The sequence below is a fragment of the Pseudomonas sp. GM21 genome (genome assembly GCF_000282215.1).
Classification (GTDB): Bacteria; Pseudomonadota; Gammaproteobacteria; order Pseudomonadales; family Pseudomonadaceae; genus Aquipseudomonas.
Genome location: NZ_AKJS01000023.1, coordinates 1 through 23,417, shown reverse-complemented (window position 1 = coordinate 23,417; position 23,417 = coordinate 1). Strand labels below are relative to the sequence as shown.

The window sequence follows — 23,417 nt, the reverse complement described above, 5'->3', positions numbered from 1 at the left end:
GCATCGCTCATGAATGCCGCAAAACGCTTGGAAATTTTCCGCCGGTTTCACGAAGACAACCCGGAACCGAAGACTGAACTGGCCTATTCATCGCCATTCGAATTGCTGATTGCCGTGATTCTTTCCGCCCAGTCGACCGATGTCGGCGTCAACAAGGCCACCGCCAAACTCTATCCCGTGGCCAATACACCGGCGGCGATCCATGCGCTGGGTGTCGAGGGGCTGTCGGAATACATCAAGACAATCGGCCTGTTTAACAGCAAAGCGAAAAACGTGATCGAAACCTGTCGCCTGTTGGTGGAGCGCCATGGCGGCGAAGTCCCGCAAACCCGCGAAGAACTGGAAGCGCTACCCGGCGTTGGCCGCAAGACAGCGAACGTAGTGCTCAATACCGCCTTTCGCCAACTGACCATGGCGGTGGACACCCATATTTTCCGGGTCAGCAACCGCACCGGTATTGCTCCCGGCAAAAATGTGGTCGAGGTGGAGCAAAAACTGATGAAGTTTGTACCCAAGCAATACTTGCTCGACTCCCATCACTGGCTGATCCTTCATGGGCGCTATGTGTGCCTGGCTCGCAAGCCCCGCTGCGGCAGTTGCCGGATCGAGGATTTGTGCGAATACAAGCAAAAGACCTCCGACGATTGAGGCTCTATTAGATTTAACGATCTATCGATTGAAAAAATCTTTTTTACCCGCCGGTCGATTGTCGATATAAGGAGCGCCAAAGGCAGTCTTAGCCTGGAGTTGACCTTATGAGCACTGGCAAAGAGCAATTGGACGTAGAAGACGACTTCACACCCGTTGAGGCCGATGACGCTGAACCGGTGGTTGAAGTGGCAAAGACCAACCTGAGCAAACGCCGCACCATCGACAATCTGCTGGAGGAGCGCCGACTGCAAAAGCAATTGGCCGATTACGATTTTGACCTTTAACACCTGAAAGCCTCCCGAAACGGAGGCTTTTTACTAAGTGCCGATTCCTGATGAACGCCGCCACATCAGCCAGCAGTGGCACTTATACCAGACCGTTGCGTTGAGCCAGTTCGATCAGATCGACCAATGAGCGAGCATTGAGCTTCAACAACAGGCGCGTTTTGTAAGTGCTGACGGTTTTATTGCTGAGGAACATTCCATCGGCAATTTCCTTATTGGTCTTTCCTCTGGCCAACTGCTGTAACACCATCATTTCACGTCCGGACAGACGATCCACCATATCGGCTTCACTGGCATTGCCAAGACTCGACCGTACGGTATGCAAGGCTTGATTCGGAAAGTAACTGTAGCCTGATAGAACCGCTTTTATCGCACTGAGCAGCTCAGTGAGATCCTGCTGTTTGCAAACATACCCTGCCGCCCCTGACTGCATGCAACGCATGGAAAAATGTCCGGGGGCTTGTGATGTCAGTATCAACACTTTAAGTGGCATCGCCGTCGATGTCAGTCGCGCTATGACCTCCAGCCCATCCAGCTTCGGTATTCCAATATCCAGAATGACGATATCGGGCATAAGTTCGCGAGCCAGTTGTAATGCGTCCACGCCGTTATCTGTTTCAGCAATGACTTCGTAGCCATGGCGCTCCATTAGCATACGTACCGCAAGACGAATGACGGGGTGATCATCCACGATCAGCACTTTATTCATGGGCAAGTCCAATTTTCGCTGTTCGAATTTTTAGAGCCCGCACAATAGCCTAGTCGTTTCATCCATGGCATGCCGCCCCCCTCAACGACCCACACCGAGAGACATACCCTACAAACAAGAAGGATAATTCTTACAAGAATTGCACAAATACTGTGTGTCTTAAATTTTACCTGCCCATCAACGCGTCGCTCTTTGAGTTTTTTGTATCTGCATCCTAAAAACACGGGGGCAGAACGGTGAACGGGCAACCCGACAAACACCAGCGATTGAGCTACGCTTAAAAATCAACATCGAGCAACACTCCTGCATTAAAAACCAACAGAACTTTTCTTAAACATGAACAACAGTCATACCTGCTCTTTCATTAATCCGGCTACTATCACACTCACTGGCAAACAAACTAAAAGGAAACCTGAAAAACCATCAATCCAACATAAGAAAACTAAAAAATACGCGGACAACCTCAACTAACCAATCGAGAAAAGATACTCTTTCATGAGCAGAAAACATGATAAAACTCAAATCAAGAATCACCAACCCCATGACAATCATTGCGGCATTTGCAGCACTATCTGAAACCTCAGCGGCTATTTCGCTTCCCTTTCTCGATAATGACGAGCGCAAGATTTACATCTGGTTCCTTATCAGCTTCCCCTTTTATTTGCTTTTTTTATTCTTCGCCACACTCAACTTCAACTACCGATCGCTGTACGCGCCCTCTGATTTTGAGAAGGGAAAACATTTCATAAAGGTGATGGCCAACGCTGATCAATCGGATAGTTGCGCACCGGCCGAATCTAACGGGTACGGAGTGGAACATCAGATACGATTGCCGCCATTGCTAAAGGATCTGCACATCGTCGATGTACGAAGGATGAGCAAAAAAATCGAGTTCAACACCTTGATCGAGAAATTCAGGTCAACTCATACACCTTCTGCCCGGTTGATCGTATTTCTGACGTGTACCGATTCAGAGGCACTACTGAAAGAAAGCGCGCTCAAGCATTCAAGGCTCGCAAGGAAACGCAGCAACACAGCGTTCTGGGTCGCCTATAACGTGAGCTCACAAGGTGTGACGACTATGGCTTGATGCCAACAGTCGAAGAGGACAACTCTCCAGGTTGCACAAGAGAGCAAAGAATCAGAAGGAATCGTACACGTTACAAGCAGTACACTGAAAACACTGCACTACAGGAAAAACTTCCCTTTTCAGATGTGTGGCCTTGTCACCGACAAGGCCACACCTCTATGACTGCGTCAACGGGCTCAGAACAACTTCCGGCCTTTGTTCGCAGCAATGCGCATACGCAAGGCGTTGAGCTTGATGAAGCCCGCCGCGTCGGCCTGATTGTAAGCGCCGCCGTCTTCTTCGAAGGTTGCGATGTTGGCATCAAACAACGATTCGTCGGACTTGCGACCCGTAACGATCACATTGCCCTTGTACAGCTTCAGGCGAACAACGCCGTTCACGTGGGCCTGGGACGCGTCGATCATTTGTTGCAGCATCAGACGCTCAGGGCTCCACCAGTAACCGGTGTAGATCAGGCTGGCGTATTTCGGCATCAGCTCGTCTTTGAGATGAGCTACTTCGCGGTCCAGCGTGATCGATTCGATCGCACGGTGAGCGCGCAGCATGATGGTGCCGCCTGGTGTTTCGTAGCAGCCACGGGACTTCATGCCCACGTAACGGTTCTCGACGATGTCGAGACGACCGATACCGTGTTCACCACCGATACGGTTCAGGGTCGCCAGCACGGTGGCCGGGGTCATTTCGACGCCGTCCAGTGCAACGATGTCGCCGTTACGGTAGGTCAATTCCAGGTATTGCGGTTTGTCTGGAGCGTTCTCCGGGGAGACGGTCCATTTCCACATGTCTTCTTCGTGCTCGGTCCAGGTGTCTTCCAGCACGCCGCCTTCATAGGAGATGTGCAGCAGGTTGGCATCCATCGAGTACGGGGATTTTTTCTTTCCGTGACGCTCGATCGGGATGTTGTGCTTTTCAGCGTAATCCATCAGCTTTTCACGGGACAGCAGGTCCCATTCGCGCCACGGTGCGATCACTTTCACACCTGGTTTCAAGGCATACGCGCCCAGTTCGAAACGAACCTGGTCGTTGCCCTTGCCGGTGGCGCCGTGGGAAATGGCGTCAGCGCCGGTTTCGTTGGCGATTTCGATGAGGCGTTTGGCGATCAACGGACGAGCGATGGAAGTACCCAGCAGGTACTCGCCTTCGTAAACGGTGTTGGCGCGGAACATTGGGTAAACGAAATCACGCACGAATTCTTCGCGCAAGTCGTCGATGTAGATCTCTTTGACGCCCATGGCCTGCGCCTTGGCGCGCGCAGGTTCGACCTCTTCGCCCTGACCCAGGTCAGCGGTGAACGTCACCACTTCACAGTTATATGTATCCTGCAGCCACTTGAGGATCACCGAAGTGTCCAGGCCGCCGGAATACGCCAGAACGACCTTGTTTACGTCCGCCATGCCATCACTCCACGGGGTTCTACGGAAAGCCGGGAAGTCTACCGGTCCAACGCGATAATTTACAGAGGCGCGACAGCTTATGACGACGAAGCGACAGAATCTGTCGAGAGCGCGACGATGACCGGCGAGTCAGGAAGTTGCCGGGGCACTGCCCGTAGCGATTTGAGGCGCAACTTGCTCGGTCGGCGCCACACGTTCCAGTCGCACCGCCACCCGACGATTTTTCGCGCGATTGCCAGCATTGGTATTCGGCGCCACGGGGTAGCGCTCACCATGAAAGCGCATCGTGATCTGCGACTCCTGAATGCCGTTAGCCTTGAAGTAGTCCATCACCGCCAAGGCACGGCGACGTGACAGCTCGCGGTTGGTCAGGCGATTGCCGCTGTTGTCGGAGTGCCCGTCGAGCTCGATATGATTCACCGACGGGTCAACCTTCATGAACTCCAGCATCACGTGTAACTGAGCCTTGGCCTGCGGGTCAAGATCAATGCTTTCACCCGGGAAGCCGATTTCGGACTTTTTAACCTGTTCGAAATTCTTCGGCAGCAGTTTCGCCACGCAGCTCTGATAGTCGCTGAAGGCCTTGTTGAACTTGACCGGCAACAGACGCACTTCCGACACCCGGCCATCGCCGGACGTATGCCGGATCACCGGGCTGCGGCCATCGATCAATCCGCTGATCAAGCGCCCGGCCTGAGCTTGCGAACTGTTGAACAGCACATTGCCGCTGCCGATCCTGATGGAACCCAGGTTGATATCACCCCTTCCCGGCTGCCACGGTGCGGCGGCGGCCAGCAAAGTCGCCGAACCACCACCGATCATCGCGTTATAGGCATTGAGCCGAAACGTCGCCTGCTCCCCGGCACGGCGCACAAACTCACCCGAACCGAAATCGGTAACCGGCTGAGTCAGGCGGCATTCGAACTTGTCACCTGCGACCGTCCACTCGATGCTCTCCAGAGGTGTCTGGAAAGTGAGCGCCATCGCAGGAAGGCTGGCAAACACACTGAGCAAGGCTAAATAACGCTGGCGCACGGGAGGCTCCACTGGCTTCTACGACAAAAAGACCGACACACGCATGTTTACGGCATACCTCATACATATCGGTACGTTCCCGCAAAACTTGATAGCGAGTGCCTGCCAGTGTCTTTTCCGGTAGCATTCCCCCTAGTTTGACCCGCCTGGAATTCCCTCATGTTCGACCGCCTGACCCTGCTGCGTCCCGACGACTGGCACATTCATCTTCGCGATGGTGCCGTGTTGACCAATACCGTTGCGGATGTTGCGCGCACCTTTGGTCGCGCCATCATCATGCCCAACCTGGTACCTCCGGTGCGTAACGCCGCTGAAGCCGACGGCTATCGCCAGCGGATTCTCGCTGCACGCCCGGCCGGCAGTCGCTTCGAACCGTTGATGGTGCTGTACCTGACCGACCGTACCCAGCCTGAAGAAATTCGCGAGGCCAAGGCCAGCGGCTTCGTGTACGCCGCCAAGCTGTACCCGGCCGGCGCGACCACCAACTCGGATTCTGGCGTCACCAGCATCGACAAAATCTTCCCCGCGCTTGAGGCCATGGCCGACGTCGGGATGCCTTTGCTGATTCACGGTGAAATCACCCGTGGCGATGTCGACGTGTTCGACCGCGAAAAAGTCTTCATCGATGAGCACATGCGTCGTGTGGTCGAGCGTTTCCCGACGCTCAAAGTGGTGTTCGAGCACATCACCACCGCCGATGCCGTGCAGTTCGTCAACGAGGCTTCGGCCAACGTCGGCGCGACCATCACTGCGCATCACCTGCTGTACAACCGCAACCACATGCTGGTGGGCGGGATTCGGCCGCACTTCTATTGCCTGCCGATTCTCAAGCGCAATACGCACCAGGAAGCCTTGCTCGACGCTGCCACCAGCGGCAGCGAAAAATTCTTCCTGGGCACCGACTCGGCCCCCCACGCCCAGCACGCCAAGGAAGCCGCGTGCGGCTGCGCTGGTTGCTACACCGCTTATGCGGCCATCGAGATGTATGCCGAAGCGTTCGAGCAACGCAACGCGCTGGACAAGCTCGAAGCGTTCGCCAGCCTCAACGGCCCGCGCTTCTATGGCCTGCCAGCGAACACCGACCGCATTACCCTGGTCCGCGATGAGTGGACCGCCCCAACCAGCCTGCCGTTTGGCGAGCTGACCGTTATCCCGCTGCGCGCCGGTGAAAAACTGCGCTGGCGCCTGCTGGAGGAACACGCGTGAGTGAAGACCATTTCGACGACGAACAGGACGGTCAAGGCGGTGGAGGCGGTCCTCGTCATCCAATGGCTGCCAGATTCCGTGGCTACCTGCCGGTTGTCGTCGACGTAGAAACCGGTGGTTTCAACTCGGCCACCGATGCCCTGCTGGAAATTGCGGCGACCACCATCGCAATGGACGAGAAAGGGTTTGTGTACCCTGATCACACCTACTTCTTCCGTGTAGAGCCTTTTGAAGGCGCGAACATCGAAGCGGCTGCGCTGGAATTCACCGGGATCAAACTCGATCACCCGCTGCGCATGGCGGTGAGCGAAGAAGCGGCCCTGACCGATATTTTCCGTGGCATCCGCAAGGCTCTGAAAGCCAACAGTTGCAAACGGGCGATTCTGGTCGGCCACAACAGCAGCTTCGACCTGGGCTTCCTCAATGCAGCGGTCGCACGCCTGGACATGAAACGTAACCCGTTTCATCCGTTCTCCAGCTTCGACACCGCGACCCTTGCCGGCCTGGCTTACGGTCAAACCGTGCTGGCCAAGGCCTGTCAGGCCGCCGATATCGACTTCGACGGTCGCGAGGCTCACTCGGCTCGTTATGACACCGAGAAGACGGCCGAGCTGTTCTGCGGCATCGTCAATCGCTGGAAACAAATGGGCGGCTGGGAAGACTTCAACGACTGATCCTGTTGATTTATCCCGCCCATAAAAAAACCGGCCTCATCAGAGGCCGGTTTTTTATTGCCTGACGCCTGGGCTTACAGCGCCGCAGCGTTCTCGGTCAGGTAAGCCGCAACGCCTTCGGTCGAAGCGGTCATGCCTTTGTCGCCTTTTTTCCAGTTGGCAGGGCAAACTTCGCCGTGCTCTTCGTGGAATTGCAGAGCGTCGACCAGACGGACCAGCTCTTCAATGTTACGGCCCAGCGGCAGGTCGTTGATGATCTGCGAACGGACAACGCCTTTGTCGTCGATCAGGAATGCGCCACGGAAAGCCACGCCGCCTTCGGACTCAACGTCGTAGGCCTTGGCGATTTCGTGCTTGATGTCGGCAGCCATGGTGTAACGAACTTCGCCGATACCACCATTGTTTACCGGGGTGTTACGCCAGGCGTTGTGGGTGAAGTGCGAGTCGATCGAAACGGCGATCACTTCAACGTTGCGCGACTTGAAGTCAGACATGCGGTTGTCCAGAGCGATCAGCTCGGACGGGCAAACGAAGGTGAAGTCCAGTGGGTAGAAGAACACCAGGCCGTATTTGCCTTTGATGGCCGACGACAGGGTGAAGCTGTCTACGATTTCGCCATTGCCCAGCACAGCTGGAACGGTGAAGTCCGGGGCTTGTTTGCCTACGAGTACGCTCATTGGATATCTCCTGGTCTATTAACGTGAAGAACTGGATACGCATCAGCCTGCCACCCTCAGGCGACAGCCCTGTGACACGATCCGCTTCGAAGGACCGACCATCATACACGGCGTTTTTGAGCTGTCCTCAACGGTTTTTTGCAGGAGGGTTAAATTTACCGTCATGACCATTACTGGCAGATTGCCCGGATGAAAACCGTTCGTCGGTCACGTCCGCTTATAACGCGAAGCTTTCAGAAAGCACTTTGACAATCATTCTCGTTAACATTAAGATCCATCGCAATTGAGTCACCACCAGCGACGGTTTTCTCTTATGTATGTCTGCCTCTGCACTGGCGTCACCGACGGTCAAATCCGCGATGCAATCTATGAAGGTTGCTGCAGCTATAAGGAAGTCCGTCAGGCCACCGGCGTAGCCAGCCAATGCGGCAAATGCGCCTGTCTTGCAAAGGAAGTGGTTCGCGAAACCCTGACCAAATTGCAATCGGCCCAGGCAGCCATTCCGTTCCCTGTAGAATTTACTGCCGCTTAATTACCCTGTTTCAAAGAACCGGACTTGATGTCCGGTTTTTTTATGCCTGAAAATCAACTGCTTACGCTCTAGACGCGGAACACAAACATTCTTATTCCGATTAATTTTCATATAAGTTTCAATAACTTAGGTTTGACACTATTACATACGCGGCTCAAACTCAGCGTTATAGACAGCTACTTAGGGCAGGACCCCATCATGAAAGGCGACGTTACAGTCATCCAGCATCTCAACAAGATCCTTGCCAATGAGCTGGTCGCGATCAATCAATACTTTCTGCATGCCCGCATGTACGAAGATTGGGGCCTGAACAAGCTCGGCAAGCACGAATACCACGAATCCATCGACGAGATGAAGCATGCAGACAAGCTGATCAAGCGCATCCTGTTCCTTGAAGGCCTGCCGAACGTCCAGGACCTGGGCAAGCTGCAGATCGGCGAACACACCCAGGAAATGCTTGAGTGCGATCTGCGTATCGAACGCACCGGCCATGCCGACCTTAAAGTCGCTATCGCTCATTGCGAAACGGTCGGCGACTTCGGTAGCCGTGACCTGCTCGAAGACATTCTTGAGTCCGAAGAAGAACATATCGACTGGCTGGAAACCCAACTGGGCCTGATCGATAAAGTCGGTCTTGAGAACTATCTGCAATCGCAGATGGGCGAAGAGTAGGAGCTGTGTAGGAGCTGTCGAGTGCAACGAGGCTGCGATCCGGCGATAGCCGCGTCGACATCGCACCAACTTACACAAGCGCAACAAAAAGCCCCGCCCCTCTATATCAAGGGGCGGGGCTTTTTATTTGCTGGAGATCAAAAGATCGCAGCCTCGTTTCACTCGACAGCTCCTACAGGGGAGCCGATCGACTTACGCTTCAGTCTTGTTTGCAGCAGCCGCTTCAACAGCCGCTTTGATCGTGGTCTGCAACGAACCGTCAGCAGCCATCTCGGTCATGATGTCGCTACCGCCGACCAGCTCACCACCGACCCACAGTTGCGGGAAGGTTGGCCAGTTAGCGTATTTTGGCAGGTTGGCGCGGATTTCCGGGTTCTGGAGGATGTCCACGTACGCAAACTTTTCACCACATGCCATCACGGCCTGCGCGGCTTTCGCAGAGAAGCCACACTGCGGGGCATTCGGCGAACCTTTCATGTAAAGCAGAATGGTGTTGTTAGCAATCTGCTCTTTAATCGTTTCGATGATATCCATGGAGCACCTCGGCTGAACTTTCCGACTCAGAGGTCGGCTCGGTGGCGCATTGTAACGGAAACCCGAGCGCCATGCTCGGTCTGCCCGACAGACACGATCACGCCGCCACTACCGTCACCGGCACGCCGTTCAACGCCGCATTCCCCGACAACTCGTCAAGCTGACACTCGTCCGTCAGGTCGTTGGCGCTGGAACCCGGCTGGCCACTGGCAATCGTCATCTGCACACCCGGCCGCGCATGACCCCAACCGTGCGGCAGACTGACCACGCCTTTCATCATGTCCAGGCTGGCGAGCACTTCCACTTCGATCATGCCAACCCGCGAACTCACCCGCACTCGCTGGCCATCGTTGAGTCCGCGACTGGCGAGGTCGTCCGGGTGCATCAGCAATTGATGGCGCGGCTTGCCCTTCACCAGACGGTGATAGTTGTGCATCCACGAGTTGTTGCTGCGCACATGACGGCGGCCAATCATCAGCAACTGATCTGCGGCCGGTGCCTCTAGAGCAGCGAAGCGCGCAAGGTCGGCAATAATCTCCGGCGGTGCAGCCTGCACGTGCTGATTGGCGGTTTTGAGGCGCGGCGCGAGGTTGGATTTCAGTGCGCCCAGGTCGACACCATGAGGATGATCGAACAAGGTTGCCAACGACAGTCTGTGTTCCGAAGCGTCGCCGTAGAGCCCCATCCGCAAGCCAAGATCGATCATTTGCGCCGGCGCGATGGTCGGCTTCAATTCCTTGCCGGTCCTGGCGGCAAACGCCTTGGCCAGGCCGACGAAGATCTCCCAGTCATGCAGGGCACCTTCAGGCTTGGCCAGAATTGCACGGTTGAAGCGTGTCACGTTACGCACGGCGAACATGTTGAACGTGGTGTCGTAGTGATCGTTTTCCAGTGCCGAAGTCGACGGCAGAATCAGGTCGGCATAGCGCGTGGTTTCGTTGATGTACAGGTCGACGCTGACCATGAACTCCAGGCCATCCAGCGCCTGCTCCAGTTGCCGGCCATTGGGTGTGGATAACACCGGATTGCCGGCTACGGTGATCAGTGCGCGCACCTGCCCTTCCCCTTCCGTGAGCATCTCTTCGGCCAAGGCCGACACCGGCAACTCACCGCCGTATTCTGGACGACCGGACACGCGGCTTTGCCAGCGATTGAAATGCCCACCCGAGGTGGACGCCACCAAGTCCACTGCCGGTTCGGTGCACAGCGCGCCACCGACCTGATCAAGGTTGCCTGTGACCAGATTGATCAGTTGCACCAGCCAATGGCACAGCGTACCGAACGCTTGGGTCGAGACGCCCATGCGGCCATAACACACCGCTGTCGGTGCAGCCGCGAAATCCCGGGCCAGTTGGCGGATCTGTTCGGCCGGCACCGCGCACAACGGGCTCATGGCTTCGGCGGTGAACGTGGCGATGGCCTGACGCACATCATCCAGACCGTCAACCGGCAGATGGCTGTCACGGGTCAGGTTTTCAGCCAACAAGGTATTGAGCAGCCCGAACAACAACGCAGCATCGCCACCGGGCCGTACGAACAGATGTTGATCGGCCATCGCCGCGGTTTCGCTGCGGCGCGGATCGACCACCACCACTTTGCCGCCCCGGGCCTGAATCGCTTTCAAGCGTTTTTCCACATCCGGCACGGTCATGATGCTGCCGTTGGACGCCAGCGGGTTACCACCCAGGATCAGCATGAAATCGGTGTGATCGATGTCCGGGATCGGCAACAAAAAACCATGGCCGTACATCAGATGACTGGTCAGGTGATGCGGCAGCTGGTCAACCGAAGTCGCGGAAAAGCGGTTGCGGGTTTTCAGCAGGCCGAGGAAGTAATTGCTGTGGGTCATCAACCCGTAGTTATGCACGCTGGGATTGCCTTGGTACACCGCCACCGCGTTCTGCCCGTTCCGCTCCTGAATCGCCGCCAGGCGTTCGGCGACAAGGTTGAAGGCGTCTTCCCACGCGATTGGCTGCCATTCGCTGCCCACTCGCAACATGGGCTGACGCAGACGATCCGGATCGTTCTGAATATCTTGCAGCGCCACCGCCTTGGGGCAGATGTGCCCGCGGCTGAACGTATCCAGCGAATCGCCCTTGATCGAGGTGATTTGCACAGCACCGTCGACCTCGGAGGTTTCGATGGTCAGGCCGCAAATGGCTTCACACAAGTGGCAGGCACGGTGATGGAGAGTCTTGGTCATGGCCAGTCTCTGTCTTGTTCTGGACGGGCATTAGCGGCCGCGGGAACAAAACTATGGCGCCAGACCCGCTGCTGCGCCAGCGACGTTCGTCTTGTGAATCGGCGACCATCAGGCCAGCCGATGGCTGCGAAACTGGGTCGAATCAATCTGCACTCGTATCTTCCTTGAAATTCTTCACGCCGATAAAAGCACCGACGATGGCCCCCACCACTGCGCTAGGGAGCCCGGGATAAATTCTGCTGGCGATAATCGCGAAGCCCATGACCGTGGAAAGCACCGCCATATCAAAAGCCGGAGAAACTCGACGAAGACGCGTCAGGCCTGCATATCCGTTTTTTTCGATCGACATACAGGGATCCCTCCTTGGGGTGTTTGGACTTGATTCAGTCGACACCACGCAATGAGGCAGAGGATACCTGAGCATGGCCAGATACCGGTTTGTAAACCGTAACAGCAAACAACGCCAACCTCGAATAACCAGGACTTTTCGGCCCGCAGCCCCCGAACAGACGCGCGCGCTATGTTCGTGCCTGAACCCAGCCTTTATTGCAAACCAGCTCGGTCACAGTGTACAAATGCTGCTCTCGACCTTCGCGGAATGGATCATTTCCACCTTTGATTGAGCCGAGTTTAACCCGCTGTAATTTCACTGTTTTGGCCCATGTTTGGCCCACACGTCTGACAGAAGACGAGAAAAGCCTTACGAAACAAGCCTCCTATTGGTAAGACGCGACATTTAATTATAAGATCGCGCCTTTCCCTATTTCGTCGCCCCGTGCGGCTTACGCCGCAGGTCTCGCCCGTTGTTCCGTTAAACAAGGCTTTGAGCATCTGCGGTTTGTAGCAAAAAGGTAGTCAATGATGAGCGCAAGGCACTTTCTCTCCCTGATGGATTGCACGCCCGAAGAGCTGGTCAGCGTGATCCGTCGAGGCGTTGAGCTCAAGGACCTGCGTAACCGCGGCGTACTGTTCGAGCCTCTGAAAAACCGCGTACTGGGGATGATTTTCGATAAGTCCTCGACCCGCACCCGGATCTCCTTCGAAGCCGGCATGATCCAGCTCGGCGGCCAGGCGATCTTCCTGTCGTCGCGCGACACGCAACTGGGCCGTGGCGAGCCGATCGGCGACAGCGCGATCGTCATGTCGAGCATGCTCGATGCGGTGATGATCCGAACCTTTGCCCACAGCACCCTGACCGAATTCGCCGCCAACTCCCGTGTGCCAGTGATCAACGGCCTGTCCGACGACCTGCACCCGTGCCAGTTGCTGGCCGACATGCAAACCTTCCTCGAACATCGCGGTTCGATCCAGGGCAAGACCGTGGCCTGGATCGGCGACGGCAACAACATGTGCAACAGCTATATAGAAGCGGCGATCCAGTTCGACTTCCAGCTGCGCGTTGCCTGTCCTGAAGGTTATGAACCCAACCCCGAGTTCGTGGCCAGAGCCGAAGATCGGGTGACCATCGTCCGCGATCCAAAGGACGCTGTGCGCGGCGCCCACCTGGTGAGCACCGATGTCTGGACCTCCATGGGCCAGGAAGAAGAAACCGCCAAGCGCTTGAAGCTGTTCGCGCCCTACCAGGTCAATCGCGCCTTGCTGGACCTCGCCGCAGACGATGTGCTGTTCATGCATTGCCTGCCCGCCCACCGCGGCGAGGAGATCAGCGTCGACTTGCTCGACGACAAGCGCTCCGTGGCCTGGGATCAAGCGGAAAACCGTCTTCACGCACAAAAGGCCCTGCTCGAATTTCTCGTCGAGCCGGCGTACCACCACGCATGAGTCAGCCATTACTGCTTAACCTGCGCAACCTCGCCTGCGGCTATCAAGACCAGCGGGTCGTACAAAACCTCAACCTGCATTTGAATGCCGGTGATATCGGTTGCCTGCTGGGCTCCTCGGGTTGCGGCAAGACCACAACGCTACGGGCGATTGCCGGTTTCGAACCGGTGCACGAAGGTGAAATCACCTTGGCGGGCGAGACGCTTTCCCGCGCCGGTTTCACCCTCGCCCCGGAGAAGCGTCGGATCGGCATGGTGTTCCAGGACTACGCGCTGTTTCCGCATTTGAGCGTGGCCGACAACATCGCCTTCGGCATCCGCAAGCACCCGCAGAAGGAACGCGTGACCGAAGAGTTGCTGGAACTGGTCAACCTGAAAAACCTCGGCAAGCGCTTCCCGCATGAACTGTCCGGCGGTCAGCAGCAACGTGTGGCCCTGGCCCGTGCCCTGGCACCGGAACCGCAACTGCTGCTGCTCGACGAACCGTTTTCCAACCTCGATGGCGAGTTGCGGCGCAAGCTCAGCCATGAAGTACGCGACATTCTCAAGGCCCGTGGCACCAGCGCGATTCTGGTGACCCACGACCAGGAAGAAGCCTTCGCGGTCAGCGACCATGTAGGGGTGTTCAAGGAAGGTCGCCTGGAACAGTGGGATACGCCCTACAACCTGTATCACGAACCGCTGACACCGTTTGTAGCCAGCTTCATCGGCCAGGGCTATTTCATCCGTGGCCAGTTGAGCAGCCCGGAGTCGGTGCAGACCGAGTTGGGCGAGTTGCGCGGCAATCGTGCCTACACCTGGCCGGTCGGTAGTGCAGTGGATGTGTTGCTGCGTCCGGACGATATCGTTTATGCACCGGACAGTGCATTGAAGGCGCGGATTGTCGGCAAGTCGTTCCAGGGCGCATCGACGTTGTACCGATTGCAGATGCCGACCGGGGCGCAACTGGAGTCGATTTTCCCGAGCCATGTGGATCGGCAGGTCGGTGCTGACGTCGGCATTCGTGTAGCGGCTGAACACCTGGTGTTGTTTCAGGCATCAGGAAGCACTGCCGCGCAGATTCCTGCCGTCGAGTCCGGCGTGCGCCGCTACAGCACCGCCAACTGATACACGCGGACCAAATGTGGGAGTGAGACCGGCTTGCCGGTCTCACTCCCGTCAATCTTTCCCCGCCTCTAATTCAAGCGCGGCCAATGTCGGCGAACTTGGCCTGAGTGTGTTCAGCCAAAACCGCCGGCGCCAATTCCACTTCCAGACCACGCCGACCGGCACTGACAAAAATGCTGGCAAAAGGCTGAGCCGAATGGTCGATAAAAGTGCGCAAACGCTTTTTCTGCCCCAGCGGGCTAATGCCGCCCAACAAATAGCCGGTGGATCGTTGCGCGGCGGCCGGATCGGCCATTTCGACTTTTTTCACACCCGCCGCATGAGCCAGGTGCTTCAAGTCCAGAGTTCCGCCAACCGGTACCACCGCCACCAGTAATTCGCCTTTTTCGCTGGCCGCCAACAACGTCTTGAACACTTGAGCCGGGTCGAGCCCCAGTTTCTCGGCAGCCTCCAATCCATAGGACGCGGCCTTGGGATCATGTTCGTAACTGTGCACGCGATGTTCGGCTCGAACTTTTTTCAACAAATCCAATGCGGGGGTCATGACAGCTCCAGACTGAGCGGCAGTATAAAAATCTTGCGCTCGATTCTAGGCCATTCCTCGCCCAAGTGGCGGGCGCGTTCTGTGACGCGTTTTTGGTTTACACGCAGTACAGCAATCTATTCTTCGACTTCGAACAAACTCATCATATGTTGATTGCGGTGATTGGCAGCTCTATGGGGCCGCTGACCGGTTTAGCGAGGAACCCGGCACGAGATTTCGGGCCGAAGCTGATGACTTTCTTCGCCGGCTGAAATGAAACTTCGTTCTCTGGCGGGGTTGATTGCCCGTCATCTGCCCAGAGCCACACCTGCTACAAAGGACGTAACACCGGCCATTGTCGGCAAACCAAGAACTTCTTGATACCGTAGGCGCGTGATCCTGTGGTGCGCGCCTGACTTCACTTCCTTATTTCGTCCAAGGCAATCGACATGACCGATACTCAGAATAAGAACTACATCGTTGCCCTCGATCAGGGTACGACCAGCTCCCGCGCCATCGTTTTCGACCGCGACGCGAACGTGGTCAGCACCGCACAGCGCGAATTCGCCCAGCATTACCCGCAAGCCGGGTGGGTTGAACATGACCCGATGGAAATCTTCGCTACCCAAAGCGCCGTGATGGTCGAGGCCCTGGCGCAAGCCGGCCTGCATCACGACCAGGTCGCGGCCATCGGCATCACCAACCAGCGCGAAACCACCGTCGTCTGGGACAAGACTACCGGCCGCCCGATCTACAACGCGATCGTCTGGCAGTGCCGCCGCAGCACCGAGATCTGTGAGCAGCTTAAGCGCGACGGTCACGAGCAATACATCAGCGACACCACGGGGCTGGTCACCGACCCGTATTTCTCCGGCACCAAGCTCAAGTGGATCCTCGACAACGTCGAAGGCAGTCGCGAGCGTGCGCGCAACGGCGAAATCCTGTTCGGCACCGTCGACAGCTGGCTGATCTGGAAATATACCGGCGGCAAAGTCCACATCACCGATTACACCAACGCCTCGCGCACCATGCTCTTCAACATCCACACCCTGGAGTGGGACGCGAAGATGCTGGAGATCCTGGATATTCCACGCGAGATGCTGCCGCAAGTGAAGTCGTCGTCGGAAATCTACGGCCACACCAAAAGCGGCATCGCCATCGGCGGTATCGCCGGTGACCAGCAGGCTGCCCTGTTCGGCCAGATGTGCGTCGAGCCCGGCCAGGCGAAAAACACCTACGGCACCGGCTGCTTCCTGCTGATGAACACCGGCAACAAAGCGGTGAAGTCCAGGCACGGCATGCTGACCACCATCGCGTGCGGCCCGCGCGGCGAAGTGGCCTACGCCCTGGAAGGCGCGGTGTTCAACGGCGGCTCCACGGTTCAATGGCTGCGTGACGAACTGAAGATCATCAACGACGCCCATGACACCGAATATTTCGCCAACAAAGTGAAGGACAGCAACGGCGTGTACCTGGTGCCGGCCTTCACTGGCCTGGGGGCTCCGTACTGGGACCCGTATGCACGTGGCGCGCTGTTCGGCCTGACTCGCGGCGTACGCGTGGATCACATCATTCGTGCCGCGCTGGAATCGATTGCCTACCAGACTCGCGATGTGCTCGACGCCATGCAACAGGACTCCGGCGAACGACTGAAATCCCTGCGCGTGGATGGCGGCGCGGTGGCGAACAACTTCCTGATGCAGTTCCAGGCCGACATCCTCGGCACTCGGGTCGAGCGCCCGCAAATGCGTGAAACCACCGCACTCGGCGCTGCGTACCTGGCGGGCCTGGCGTGCGGCTTCTGGGGCAGCCTGGAAGAACTGCGTGGCAAAGCGGTGATCGAGCGCGAATTCGAACCGACACTGGACGAAACCGCCAAGGAAAAACTCTACGTAGGCTGGAAAAAAGCGGTCAGCCGCACCCGCGACTGGGAACCCCATGAAGGCGCTGAATAAGCCAACAGCAGGTTCCGAATAGGTTGTAACTGGCAGGGAGCAGATTCCTGCGGCATCATGGGCAAATTTTGCACGGCAGCCCAAAGGAAGCCCCATGAATCTGCCTCCCCGTCAGCAGCAAATCCTCGAACTGGTTCGCGAACGCGGCTACGTCAGTATCGAAGAAATGGCCACGCTGTTCGTCGTTACCCCGCAGACCATCCGCCGCGATATCAATCAGCTCGCGGAAGCCAATCTATTGCGTCGTTACCACGGCGGCGCGGCTTACGACTCCAGTGTCGAAAACACCGCCTACGCCATGCGTGCCGACCAGATGCGCGATGAGAAACAGCGTATCGGTGAAGCCATTGCCGCACAGATCCCCGATCACGCCTCGCTGTTCATCAATATCGGCACCACCACCGAATCGATTGCCCGGGCGCTGCTCAATCACAATCACCTGAAAATCATCACCAACAACCTGCACGTAGCTTCGATGCTCAGCGCCAAGGACGACTTCGACGTGCTGCTGACTGGCGGCAACGTGCGACGTGATGGTGGTGTGGTCGGTCAGGCTAGCGTCGATTTTATCAACCAGTTCAAAGTCGACTTCGCACTGGTGGGCATCAGTGGCATCGATGAAGACGGCAGCCTGCTGGACTTCGATTATCAGGAAGTGCGCGTATCGCAGGCGATCATTGCCAATGCACGGCAAGTGATTCTGGCGGCGGACTCCAGCAAATTCGGGCGCAACGCCATGATTCGCCTGGGGCCGATCAGCCTGATCGACTGTTTGGTCACCGATCAGCCACCTGTGCCAGCGTTGGCGCAGTTGTTGAGTCAGCACAAGATCAGACTCGAAGTCGTTTAAACCCCCTCCGCACAGATCGTTCCCACGCTCTGCGTGGGAATGCCGCCAGGGACGCTCCGCGTCCCGTCTCAAAGCCTACGCAGAGCGTCTATTGATGCATTCCCACGCGGAGCGTGGGAACGATCCGTGCGCGAATGTTCGTAAATTTTCCTTTAACCACCCTTCGATGAGTTTTTTTAATCGAAGTTAACTGGCTGCGGGCGTATTTATGGGCTACCATTTTCGAAAATGAACATTAATGTTCGAATTCAAATACATAAAATAAGCACCGAGGCTAGCCGATGCCCACTTCCACCTTGCGTACGCCCCCTCTCGCTGAGGTTTACGATATCGCCGTCATCGGTGGCGGGATCAATGGCGTGGGGATCGCAGCAGATGCCGCCGGTCGCGGTCTTTCGGTGTTCCTTTGTGAAAAGGACGACCTTGCCAGCCACACCTCCTCGGCCAGCAGCAAGCTGATCCACGGTGGTCTGCGCTACCTCGAACATTACGAATTCCGCTTGGTGCGCGAAGCCTTGGCCGAGCGCGAAGTGCTGTTGGCCAAGGCGCCACATATCGTCAAGCAAATGCGCTTCGTCCTGCCGCACCGCCCGCACTTGCGTCCGACGTGGATGATCCGCGCCGGCCTGTTTCTGTATGACAACCTCGGCAAACGGGAAAAACTGGCAGGCTCAAAAAGCCTGAAGTTCGGCCCGGACAGTGCGCTGAAAAGCGAAATCACCAAAGGCTTCGAATACTCCGATTGCTGGGTCGATGACGCGCGCCTTGTAGTCTTGAATGCCATGGCCGCCCGCGAAAAAGGCGCCCATGTTCACACCCAGACCCGCTGCGTCAGCGCTCGTCGCACCAAGGGTTTGTGGCACCTGCACCTGGAACGCGCCGATGGCAGCCTGTTTTCGATCCGCGCCAAGGCACTGGTCAACGCGGCCGGCCCATGGGTCGCCAAGTTCATTCGTGACGACCTGAGGATGGAATCGCCGTACGGCATTCGCCTGATCCAGGGCAGCCACCTGATCGTGCCGAAGCTGTACGAAGGTGAACACGCGCACATTCTGCAAAACGAAGATCAGCGTATTGTCTTCACCATTCCGTACCTGAACCACTTCACCCTGATCGGCACCACGGACCGCGAGTACACCGGCGATCCGGCTAAAGTGGCAATCACCGATGGCGAAACCGATTACCTGCTGAACGTAGTCAACGCCCACTTCAAAAAGCAGGTCAGCCGCGACGACATCCTGCACAGTTATTCCGGCGTTCGCCCGCTGTGCAACGACGAGTCCGACAACCCGTCGGCCGTCACCCGCGACTACACCCTGGCGCTATCGGGCACGGGTGAGGAAGCGCCATTGCTCTCGGTGTTTGGCGGCAAGCTGACCACTTACCGAAAACTGGCCGAGTCGGCGCTGGCGCAACTGGCACCGTACTTCACCCACATCAAGCCAAGCTGGACTGCGAGCGCCACGCTGCCGGGCGGCGAAGACATGACCACCCCGCAAGCCTTGTGTGCCTTGATCCGCGACCAGTTCGACTGGGTGCCAACCGAAATCGCCCGCCGCTGGGCCACTACCTACGGCAATCGCACCTGGCGCATGCTCGAAGGCGTGCAGAACCTCAGCGATATGGGTGAACACATCGGTGGTGGGCTCTACACCCGTGAAGTCGATTACCTGTGCAGCAATGAATGGGCAACCACCGCGCACGACGTATTGTGGCGTCGCAGCAAGCTGGGGTTGTTCACCACCGCGGCCGAACAGCAGAATCTGGCGGATTACCTGAGCAGGGTTGAACAGAACCGCAGCAAGATCGAAGCGGCCTGATCGGGAATACTGTTAAAGCAAAAGCCCCTGAATCGAGAGATTCAGGGGCTTTTGCATTCTGAATACACCACAGATCCCTTTGGGAGCCGGGCTTGCCCGCGATGGGGCAGTCACATTCACCATTGATGCTGGCTGTAATACCGCCATCGCGCGCAAGCCCGGCTCCCACAGGGTTATGTGTACGGCATCTACATTCGGTTTTCCGAACGCGACCCGCCAGTCGATTCGGTTAACCGGATTATTCCTCGCGAAAAACACCGTCATAAATATTAAATACCTTTATAAAACAACAAGTTGAGATAGTCAGCCTGGCCTGGCACGAGTCATGCTCTACACTCTTTGACGAACAGCCTTCGCGCCATCCCTCCAGGGACCGCCGGGCTTTCGAAGCACAAAAGGGCCGATAAACTGGCTCCATAAAAAAAACAATGTCGAGGACAATTTGATGCGCATCGTTCCCCATATCCTGGGCGCAGCCATTGCTGCCGCTCTGATCAGCACTCCGGTTTTCGCTGCCGAACTCACCGGCACCCTGAAAAAGATCAAAGAGTCCGGTGTCATCACCCTCGGGCATCGTGACGCTTCCATTCCGTTTTCGTACATCGCGGACGCTTCCGGCAAGCCGGTTGGCTACTCCCACGATCTGCAACTGAAAATCGTCGAAGCCATCAAGAAAGACCTCGACATGCCGAACCTCCAGGTCAAATACAACCTGGTGACCTCGCAAACCCGTATCCCGCTGGTGCAGAACGGCACCGTGGACGTCGAGTGCGGCTCCACCACCAACAACGTAGAGCGTCAGCAGCAAGTTGACTTCTCCGTTGGCATCTTCGAAATCGGCACCCGTCTGCTGTCCAAGAAAGATTCGCCTTACAAAGACTTCACCGACCTCAAGGGCAAGAACGTCGTGACCACCGCCGGCACCACGTCCGAGCGTCTGCTCAAGTCGATGAACGCCGACAAGCAAATGGGTATGAACGTCATCTCCGCCAAAGACCACGGCGAGTCCTTCCAGATGCTGGAATCGGGCCGCGCTGTCGCTTTCATGATGGACGACGCCTTGCTGGCGGGCGAAGCAGCCAAGGCCAAGAAAGCCGATGACTGGGCCGTGACCGGCACGCCGCAATCCTACGAAATCTACGGCTGCATGGTTCGCAAGGGCGACGAGCCGTTCAAGAAAGCGGTGGATGACGCCATCATCGCCACTTACAAGTCGGGCGAGATCAACAAGATCTACGAAAAATGGTTCATGGCGCCAATCCCGCCTAAAGGCCTGAACCTGAACTTCCCGATGAGCGACGAACTCAAGGCCCTGATCGCCAATCCGACCGATAAAGCGGCTGACGACAAGAAATCCTGATTTCTGACTAACCTTGTCTCCTGAGAGGGCCGCTGCCCTTTCAGGGGTTTGTCACTCCCTGCTGGCATTTTTGGAAACACTCGAACCGGTGGTTGGCGAGCCGGACGTGTGTGCCTGACTATTATGGTCGGGTCGGGAACGGAGCTTCCCCCAAGCGGGCACTTGTACTTTGATCGATCTGAGGGGAGACCCTAATGAATTACAACTGGGACTGGGGCGTGTTCTTCAAGTCCACCGGCGTTGGCAGCGAGACCTATCTCGACTGGTACATCTCCGGTTTGGGCTGGACCATTGCCATCGCCATCGTGGCCTGGATCATTGCCCTGACTCTGGGCTCGATCCTGGGCGTCATGCGCACTGTACCGAATCGCATCGTATCGGGCATCGCGACCTGCTACGTCGAACTTTTCCGTAACGTACCGCTGCTGGTTCAGCTGTTCATCTGGTACTTCCTGGTGCCCGACCTGCTGCCGCAAAACCTGCAGGACTGGTACAAACAGGACCTGAGCCCGGTCACCTCGGCCTTCCTGAGTGTCGTCGTCTGCCTGGGTCTGTTCACCACCGCTCGCGTTTGCGAACAAGTGCGCACCGGCATCCAGGCCTTGCCAAAAGGCCAGGAATCCGCCGCTCGCGCCATGGGCTTCAAGCTGCCACAGATCTATTGGAACGTGCTGCTGCCCCAAGCCTACCGGATCATCATTCCGCCGCTTACCTCGGAATTTCTCAACGTGTTCAAGAACACGTCCGTGGCCTCGCTGATCGGCCTGATGGAATTGCTCGCGCAAACCAAGCAGACGGCCGAGTTCTCCGCCAACCTGTTCGAAGCGTTCACCCTGGCAACCCTGATCTACTTCACCCTGAACATGAGCCTGATGCTGCTGATGCGCCTGGTCGAGAAGAAAGTGGCCGTACCGGGCCTGATCTCCGTAGGGGGTAAATGATGGAATTCGACTTCTCGGGAATCATCCCTTCCCTGCCGGGCTTGTGGAACGGCATGGTCATGACCCTCAAGCTGATGGTCATGGGCGTGGTCGGCGGTATTATCCTCGGCACGATCCTGGCCCTGTGCCGCCTGTCCCACAGCAAACTGCTGTCGAACCTTGCCGGCGCCTACGTCAACTACTTCCGTTCGATCCCGCTGCTGCTGGTGATCACCTGGTTCTATCTGGCGGTGCCGTTCGTGCTGCGCTGGATCACCGGCGAAGACACCCCGATTGGCGCCTTCGCTTCGTGCATCGTGGCCTTCATGATGTTTGAAGCGGCGTACTTCTGCGAAATCGTCCGCGCCGGTGTGCAGTCGATTCCCAAGGGTCAGATGGGCGCAGCCCAGGCCTTGGGCATGACCTATGGCCAGATGATGCGTCTGATCATCCTGCCGCAGGCGTTCCGCAAGATGACCCCGCTGTTGCTGCAACAGAGCATTATCCTGTTCCAGGATACCTCGCTGGTTTACGCGGTCGGCCTGGTGGACTTCCTCAACGCTTCGCGTGCCAGCGGCGACATCATTGGCCGCTCCAATGAGTTCCTGATCTTCGCAGGTCTCGTGTACTTCACAATCAGCTTTGCCGCCTCGCTGCTGGTCAAGCGTCTGCAAAAAAGGTTTGCCGTATGATCTCTATCAAGAACATCAACAAGTGGTATGGCGACTTCCAGGTACTGACTGATTGCAGTACCGATGTCAAAAAAGGCGAAGTGATCGTGGTGTGCGGGCCATCCGGTTCCGGTAAATCCACCCTGATCAAGTGCGTCAACGCCCTGGAACCGTTCCAGAAAGGCGACATCGTGGTCGATGGCACCTCGATTGCCGACCCGAAGACCAACCTGCCGAAATTGCGTTCGCGCGTGGGCATGGTGTTCCAGCATTTCGAACTGTTCCCGCACCTGACCATCACCGAAAACCTGACGATCGCACAGATCAAGGTATTGGGCCGCAGCAAGGAAGAAGCCACCAAGAAAGGCCTGCAACTGCTTGAGCGCGTCGGGCTGTCTGCCCACGCTCACAAGCATCCGGGCCAGCTTTCCGGTGGCCAGCAACAGCGTGTGGCGATTGCCCGCGCGCTGGCGATGGACCCGATCGTCATGCTGTTCGACGAACCGACCTCGGCGCTGGACCCGGAAATGGTCAACGAAGTGCTCGACGTGATGGTTCAACTGGCCCACGAAGGCATGACCATGATGTGCGTGACCCACGAAATGGGCTTCGCCCGTAAAGTGGCGGACCGGGTGATCTTCATGGACGCGGGGAAAATCATCGAGGACTGCCCGAAGGAGGAGTTCTTCGGCGACATCAGCGCCCGTGCCGAGCGCACACAGCACTTCCTCAACAAGATTCTGCAGCACTAAGCCCTGCCACCGCTCCC

At 57.0% G+C, this 23,417-nt stretch carries 24 protein-coding genes and 1 pseudogene; 17 read left to right on the top strand and 8 right to left on the bottom strand.

Annotation, left to right across the window (positions count from 1 at the left end; translation table 11 throughout):
- Nucleotides 1-9: 9 nt before the first annotated feature.
- Nucleotides 10-648 (top strand): endonuclease III, encoded by a 639-nt coding sequence (gene nth, locus PMI22_RS23795; RefSeq protein WP_007943576.1) that lies wholly within the window; start codon nt 10-12, stop codon nt 646-648.
- A 107-nt stretch (nt 649-755) separates the two neighbouring features.
- On the top strand, nt 756-935 hold the full coding sequence (locus PMI22_RS23800) for a PA3496 family putative envelope integrity protein (protein WP_007898493.1): 180 nt from the start codon (nt 756-758) through the stop codon (nt 933-935).
- A gap of 82 nt (nt 936-1,017) precedes the next feature.
- Here PMI22_RS23800 and PMI22_RS23805 read toward each other — a convergent pair whose 3' ends face one another.
- The gene (locus tag PMI22_RS23805; RefSeq protein ID WP_007943575.1) at nt 1,018-1,644 is read right to left on the bottom strand and encodes a response regulator transcription factor; all 627 of its coding nucleotides are present in this window, start codon (nt 1,642-1,644) and stop codon (nt 1,018-1,020) included.
- A 508-nt stretch (nt 1,645-2,152) separates the two neighbouring features.
- On the opposite strand from PMI22_RS23805, the gene PMI22_RS23810 reads away from it, so the two are divergent.
- On the top strand, nt 2,153-2,734 hold the full coding sequence (locus tag PMI22_RS23810) for a hypothetical protein (RefSeq protein ID WP_007943573.1): 582 nt from the start codon (nt 2,153-2,155) through the stop codon (nt 2,732-2,734).
- 176 nt (nt 2,735-2,910) lie between these two features.
- On the opposite strand, the gene PMI22_RS23815 is transcribed toward PMI22_RS23810, so the two are convergent.
- Nucleotides 2,911-4,128, bottom strand: coding sequence for an argininosuccinate synthase (locus tag PMI22_RS23815; RefSeq protein ID WP_007943572.1), 1,218 nt, complete (start codon nt 4,126-4,128; stop codon nt 2,911-2,913).
- A 129-nt stretch (nt 4,129-4,257) separates the two neighbouring features.
- Entirely contained in the window at nt 4,258-5,163 is a 906-nt protein-coding gene (locus tag PMI22_RS23820) for a flagellar protein MotY (RefSeq protein WP_007943571.1), read from the bottom strand.
- Between the two features lie 159 nt (nt 5,164-5,322).
- Here PMI22_RS23820 and pyrC point away from each other — a divergent pair, with 159 nt between their 5' ends.
- Both pyrC and rnt read left to right on the top strand, forming a co-directional pair.
- Complete coding sequence (pyrC, locus tag PMI22_RS23825; protein WP_007943570.1) at nt 5,323-6,369, top strand: dihydroorotase; 1,047 nt, start codon at nt 5,323-5,325, stop codon at nt 6,367-6,369.
- On the top strand, nt 6,366-7,043 hold the full coding sequence (gene rnt / locus PMI22_RS23830; protein ID WP_007943569.1) for a ribonuclease T: 678 nt from the start codon (nt 6,366-6,368) through the stop codon (nt 7,041-7,043). Before pyrC ends, rnt begins: the two co-directional genes overlap by 4 nt.
- 74 nt (nt 7,044-7,117) lie before the next feature.
- On the opposite strand, the gene PMI22_RS23835 is transcribed toward rnt, so the two are convergent.
- Nucleotides 7,118-7,720, bottom strand: a complete 603-nt coding sequence (locus tag PMI22_RS23835) for a peroxiredoxin (RefSeq protein ID WP_007943568.1) — start codon at nt 7,718-7,720, stop codon at nt 7,118-7,120.
- A gap of 313 nt (nt 7,721-8,033) precedes the next feature.
- Here PMI22_RS23835 and PMI22_RS23840 point away from each other — a divergent pair, with 313 nt between their 5' ends.
- Together PMI22_RS23840 and bfr are read left to right on the top strand one after the other, a co-directional pair.
- Entirely contained in the window at nt 8,034-8,252 is a 219-nt protein-coding gene (locus PMI22_RS23840) for a bacterioferritin-associated ferredoxin (protein WP_007943567.1), read from the top strand.
- A 198-nt stretch (nt 8,253-8,450) separates the two neighbouring features.
- Nucleotides 8,451-8,924 carry a bacterioferritin gene (bfr, locus tag PMI22_RS23845; RefSeq protein WP_007943566.1) on the top strand — a complete coding sequence of 158 codons (474 nt, stop codon included), beginning with the start codon at nt 8,451-8,453 and terminating at the stop codon, nt 8,922-8,924.
- Between the two features lie 192 nt (nt 8,925-9,116).
- On the opposite strand, the gene grxD is transcribed toward bfr, so the two are convergent.
- The 3 genes from grxD to PMI22_RS23860 all read right to left on the bottom strand — a co-directional run bounded on the left by grxD (nt 9,117) and on the right by PMI22_RS23860 (nt 12,010).
- A complete protein-coding gene (grxD, locus tag PMI22_RS23850; protein WP_007943565.1) occupies nt 9,117-9,458 on the bottom strand; it encodes a Grx4 family monothiol glutaredoxin in 342 nt (113 codons plus the stop codon).
- A 97-nt stretch (nt 9,459-9,555) separates the two neighbouring features.
- Nucleotides 9,556-11,661, bottom strand: coding sequence for a molybdopterin oxidoreductase family protein (locus PMI22_RS23855; protein WP_007943563.1), 2,106 nt, complete (start codon nt 11,659-11,661; stop codon nt 9,556-9,558).
- A 142-nt stretch (nt 11,662-11,803) separates the two neighbouring features.
- Nucleotides 11,804-12,010, bottom strand: coding sequence for a hypothetical protein (locus tag PMI22_RS23860; RefSeq protein WP_007943562.1), 207 nt, complete (start codon nt 12,008-12,010; stop codon nt 11,804-11,806).
- Between the two features lie 512 nt (nt 12,011-12,522).
- Here PMI22_RS23860 and argF point away from each other — a divergent pair.
- Nucleotides 12,523-13,443: an ornithine carbamoyltransferase gene (gene argF / locus PMI22_RS23865; RefSeq protein WP_033048851.1), complete on the top strand. Its 921-nt coding sequence runs from the start codon at nt 12,523-12,525 to the stop codon at nt 13,441-13,443.
- On the top strand, nt 13,440-14,549 hold the full coding sequence (locus tag PMI22_RS23870; protein WP_007943559.1) for an ABC transporter ATP-binding protein: 1,110 nt from the start codon (nt 13,440-13,442) through the stop codon (nt 14,547-14,549). The genes argF and PMI22_RS23870 overlap by 4 nt, the downstream gene beginning before the upstream one ends.
- A gap of 73 nt (nt 14,550-14,622) precedes the next feature.
- Here the strand turns inward: PMI22_RS23870 and ybaK are convergent, their stop codons facing one another.
- On the bottom strand, nt 14,623-15,093 hold the full coding sequence (ybaK, locus tag PMI22_RS23875; protein WP_007943558.1) for a Cys-tRNA(Pro) deacylase: 471 nt from the start codon (nt 15,091-15,093) through the stop codon (nt 14,623-14,625).
- 59 nt (nt 15,094-15,152) lie between these two features.
- Here ybaK and PMI22_RS32420 point away from each other — a divergent pair.
- The 8 genes and pseudogenes from PMI22_RS32420 to PMI22_RS23910 all read left to right on the top strand — a co-directional run.
- Nucleotides 15,153-15,453, top strand: a pseudogene (locus tag PMI22_RS32420) (hypothetical protein); the annotation flags it as partial.
- A 68-nt stretch (nt 15,454-15,521) separates the two neighbouring features.
- Nucleotides 15,522-17,027 carry a glycerol kinase GlpK gene (glpK, locus tag PMI22_RS23880; protein ID WP_007943556.1) on the top strand — a complete coding sequence of 502 codons (1,506 nt, stop codon included), beginning with the start codon at nt 15,522-15,524 and terminating at the stop codon, nt 17,025-17,027.
- Nucleotides 17,028-17,121: 94 nt separating this feature from the next.
- Entirely contained in the window at nt 17,122-17,877 is a 756-nt protein-coding gene (locus PMI22_RS23885; RefSeq protein WP_007943555.1) for a DeoR family transcriptional regulator, read from the top strand.
- Nucleotides 17,878-18,158: 281 nt separating this feature from the next.
- Nucleotides 18,159-19,697 (top strand): glycerol-3-phosphate dehydrogenase, encoded by a 1,539-nt coding sequence (gene glpD / locus PMI22_RS23890; protein ID WP_007943553.1) that lies wholly within the window; start codon nt 18,159-18,161, stop codon nt 19,695-19,697.
- Nucleotides 19,698-20,142: 445 nt separating this feature from the next.
- The gene (locus PMI22_RS23895) at nt 20,143-21,057 is read left to right on the top strand and encodes a glutamate/aspartate ABC transporter substrate-binding protein (protein WP_007943551.1); all 915 of its coding nucleotides are present in this window, start codon (nt 20,143-20,145) and stop codon (nt 21,055-21,057) included.
- Between the two features lie 194 nt (nt 21,058-21,251).
- Nucleotides 21,252-21,998, top strand: a complete 747-nt coding sequence (locus tag PMI22_RS23900; protein ID WP_007943550.1) for an amino acid ABC transporter permease — start codon at nt 21,252-21,254, stop codon at nt 21,996-21,998.
- Nucleotides 21,998-22,669: an amino acid ABC transporter permease gene (locus PMI22_RS23905; protein WP_033048849.1), complete on the top strand. Its 672-nt coding sequence runs from the start codon at nt 21,998-22,000 to the stop codon at nt 22,667-22,669. Before PMI22_RS23900 ends, PMI22_RS23905 begins: the two co-directional genes overlap by 1 nt.
- Nucleotides 22,666-23,400: an amino acid ABC transporter ATP-binding protein gene (locus PMI22_RS23910; RefSeq protein ID WP_007943546.1), complete on the top strand. Its 735-nt coding sequence runs from the start codon at nt 22,666-22,668 to the stop codon at nt 23,398-23,400. The genes PMI22_RS23905 and PMI22_RS23910 overlap by 4 nt, the downstream gene beginning before the upstream one ends.
- Nucleotides 23,401-23,417: the final 17 nt, after the last annotated feature.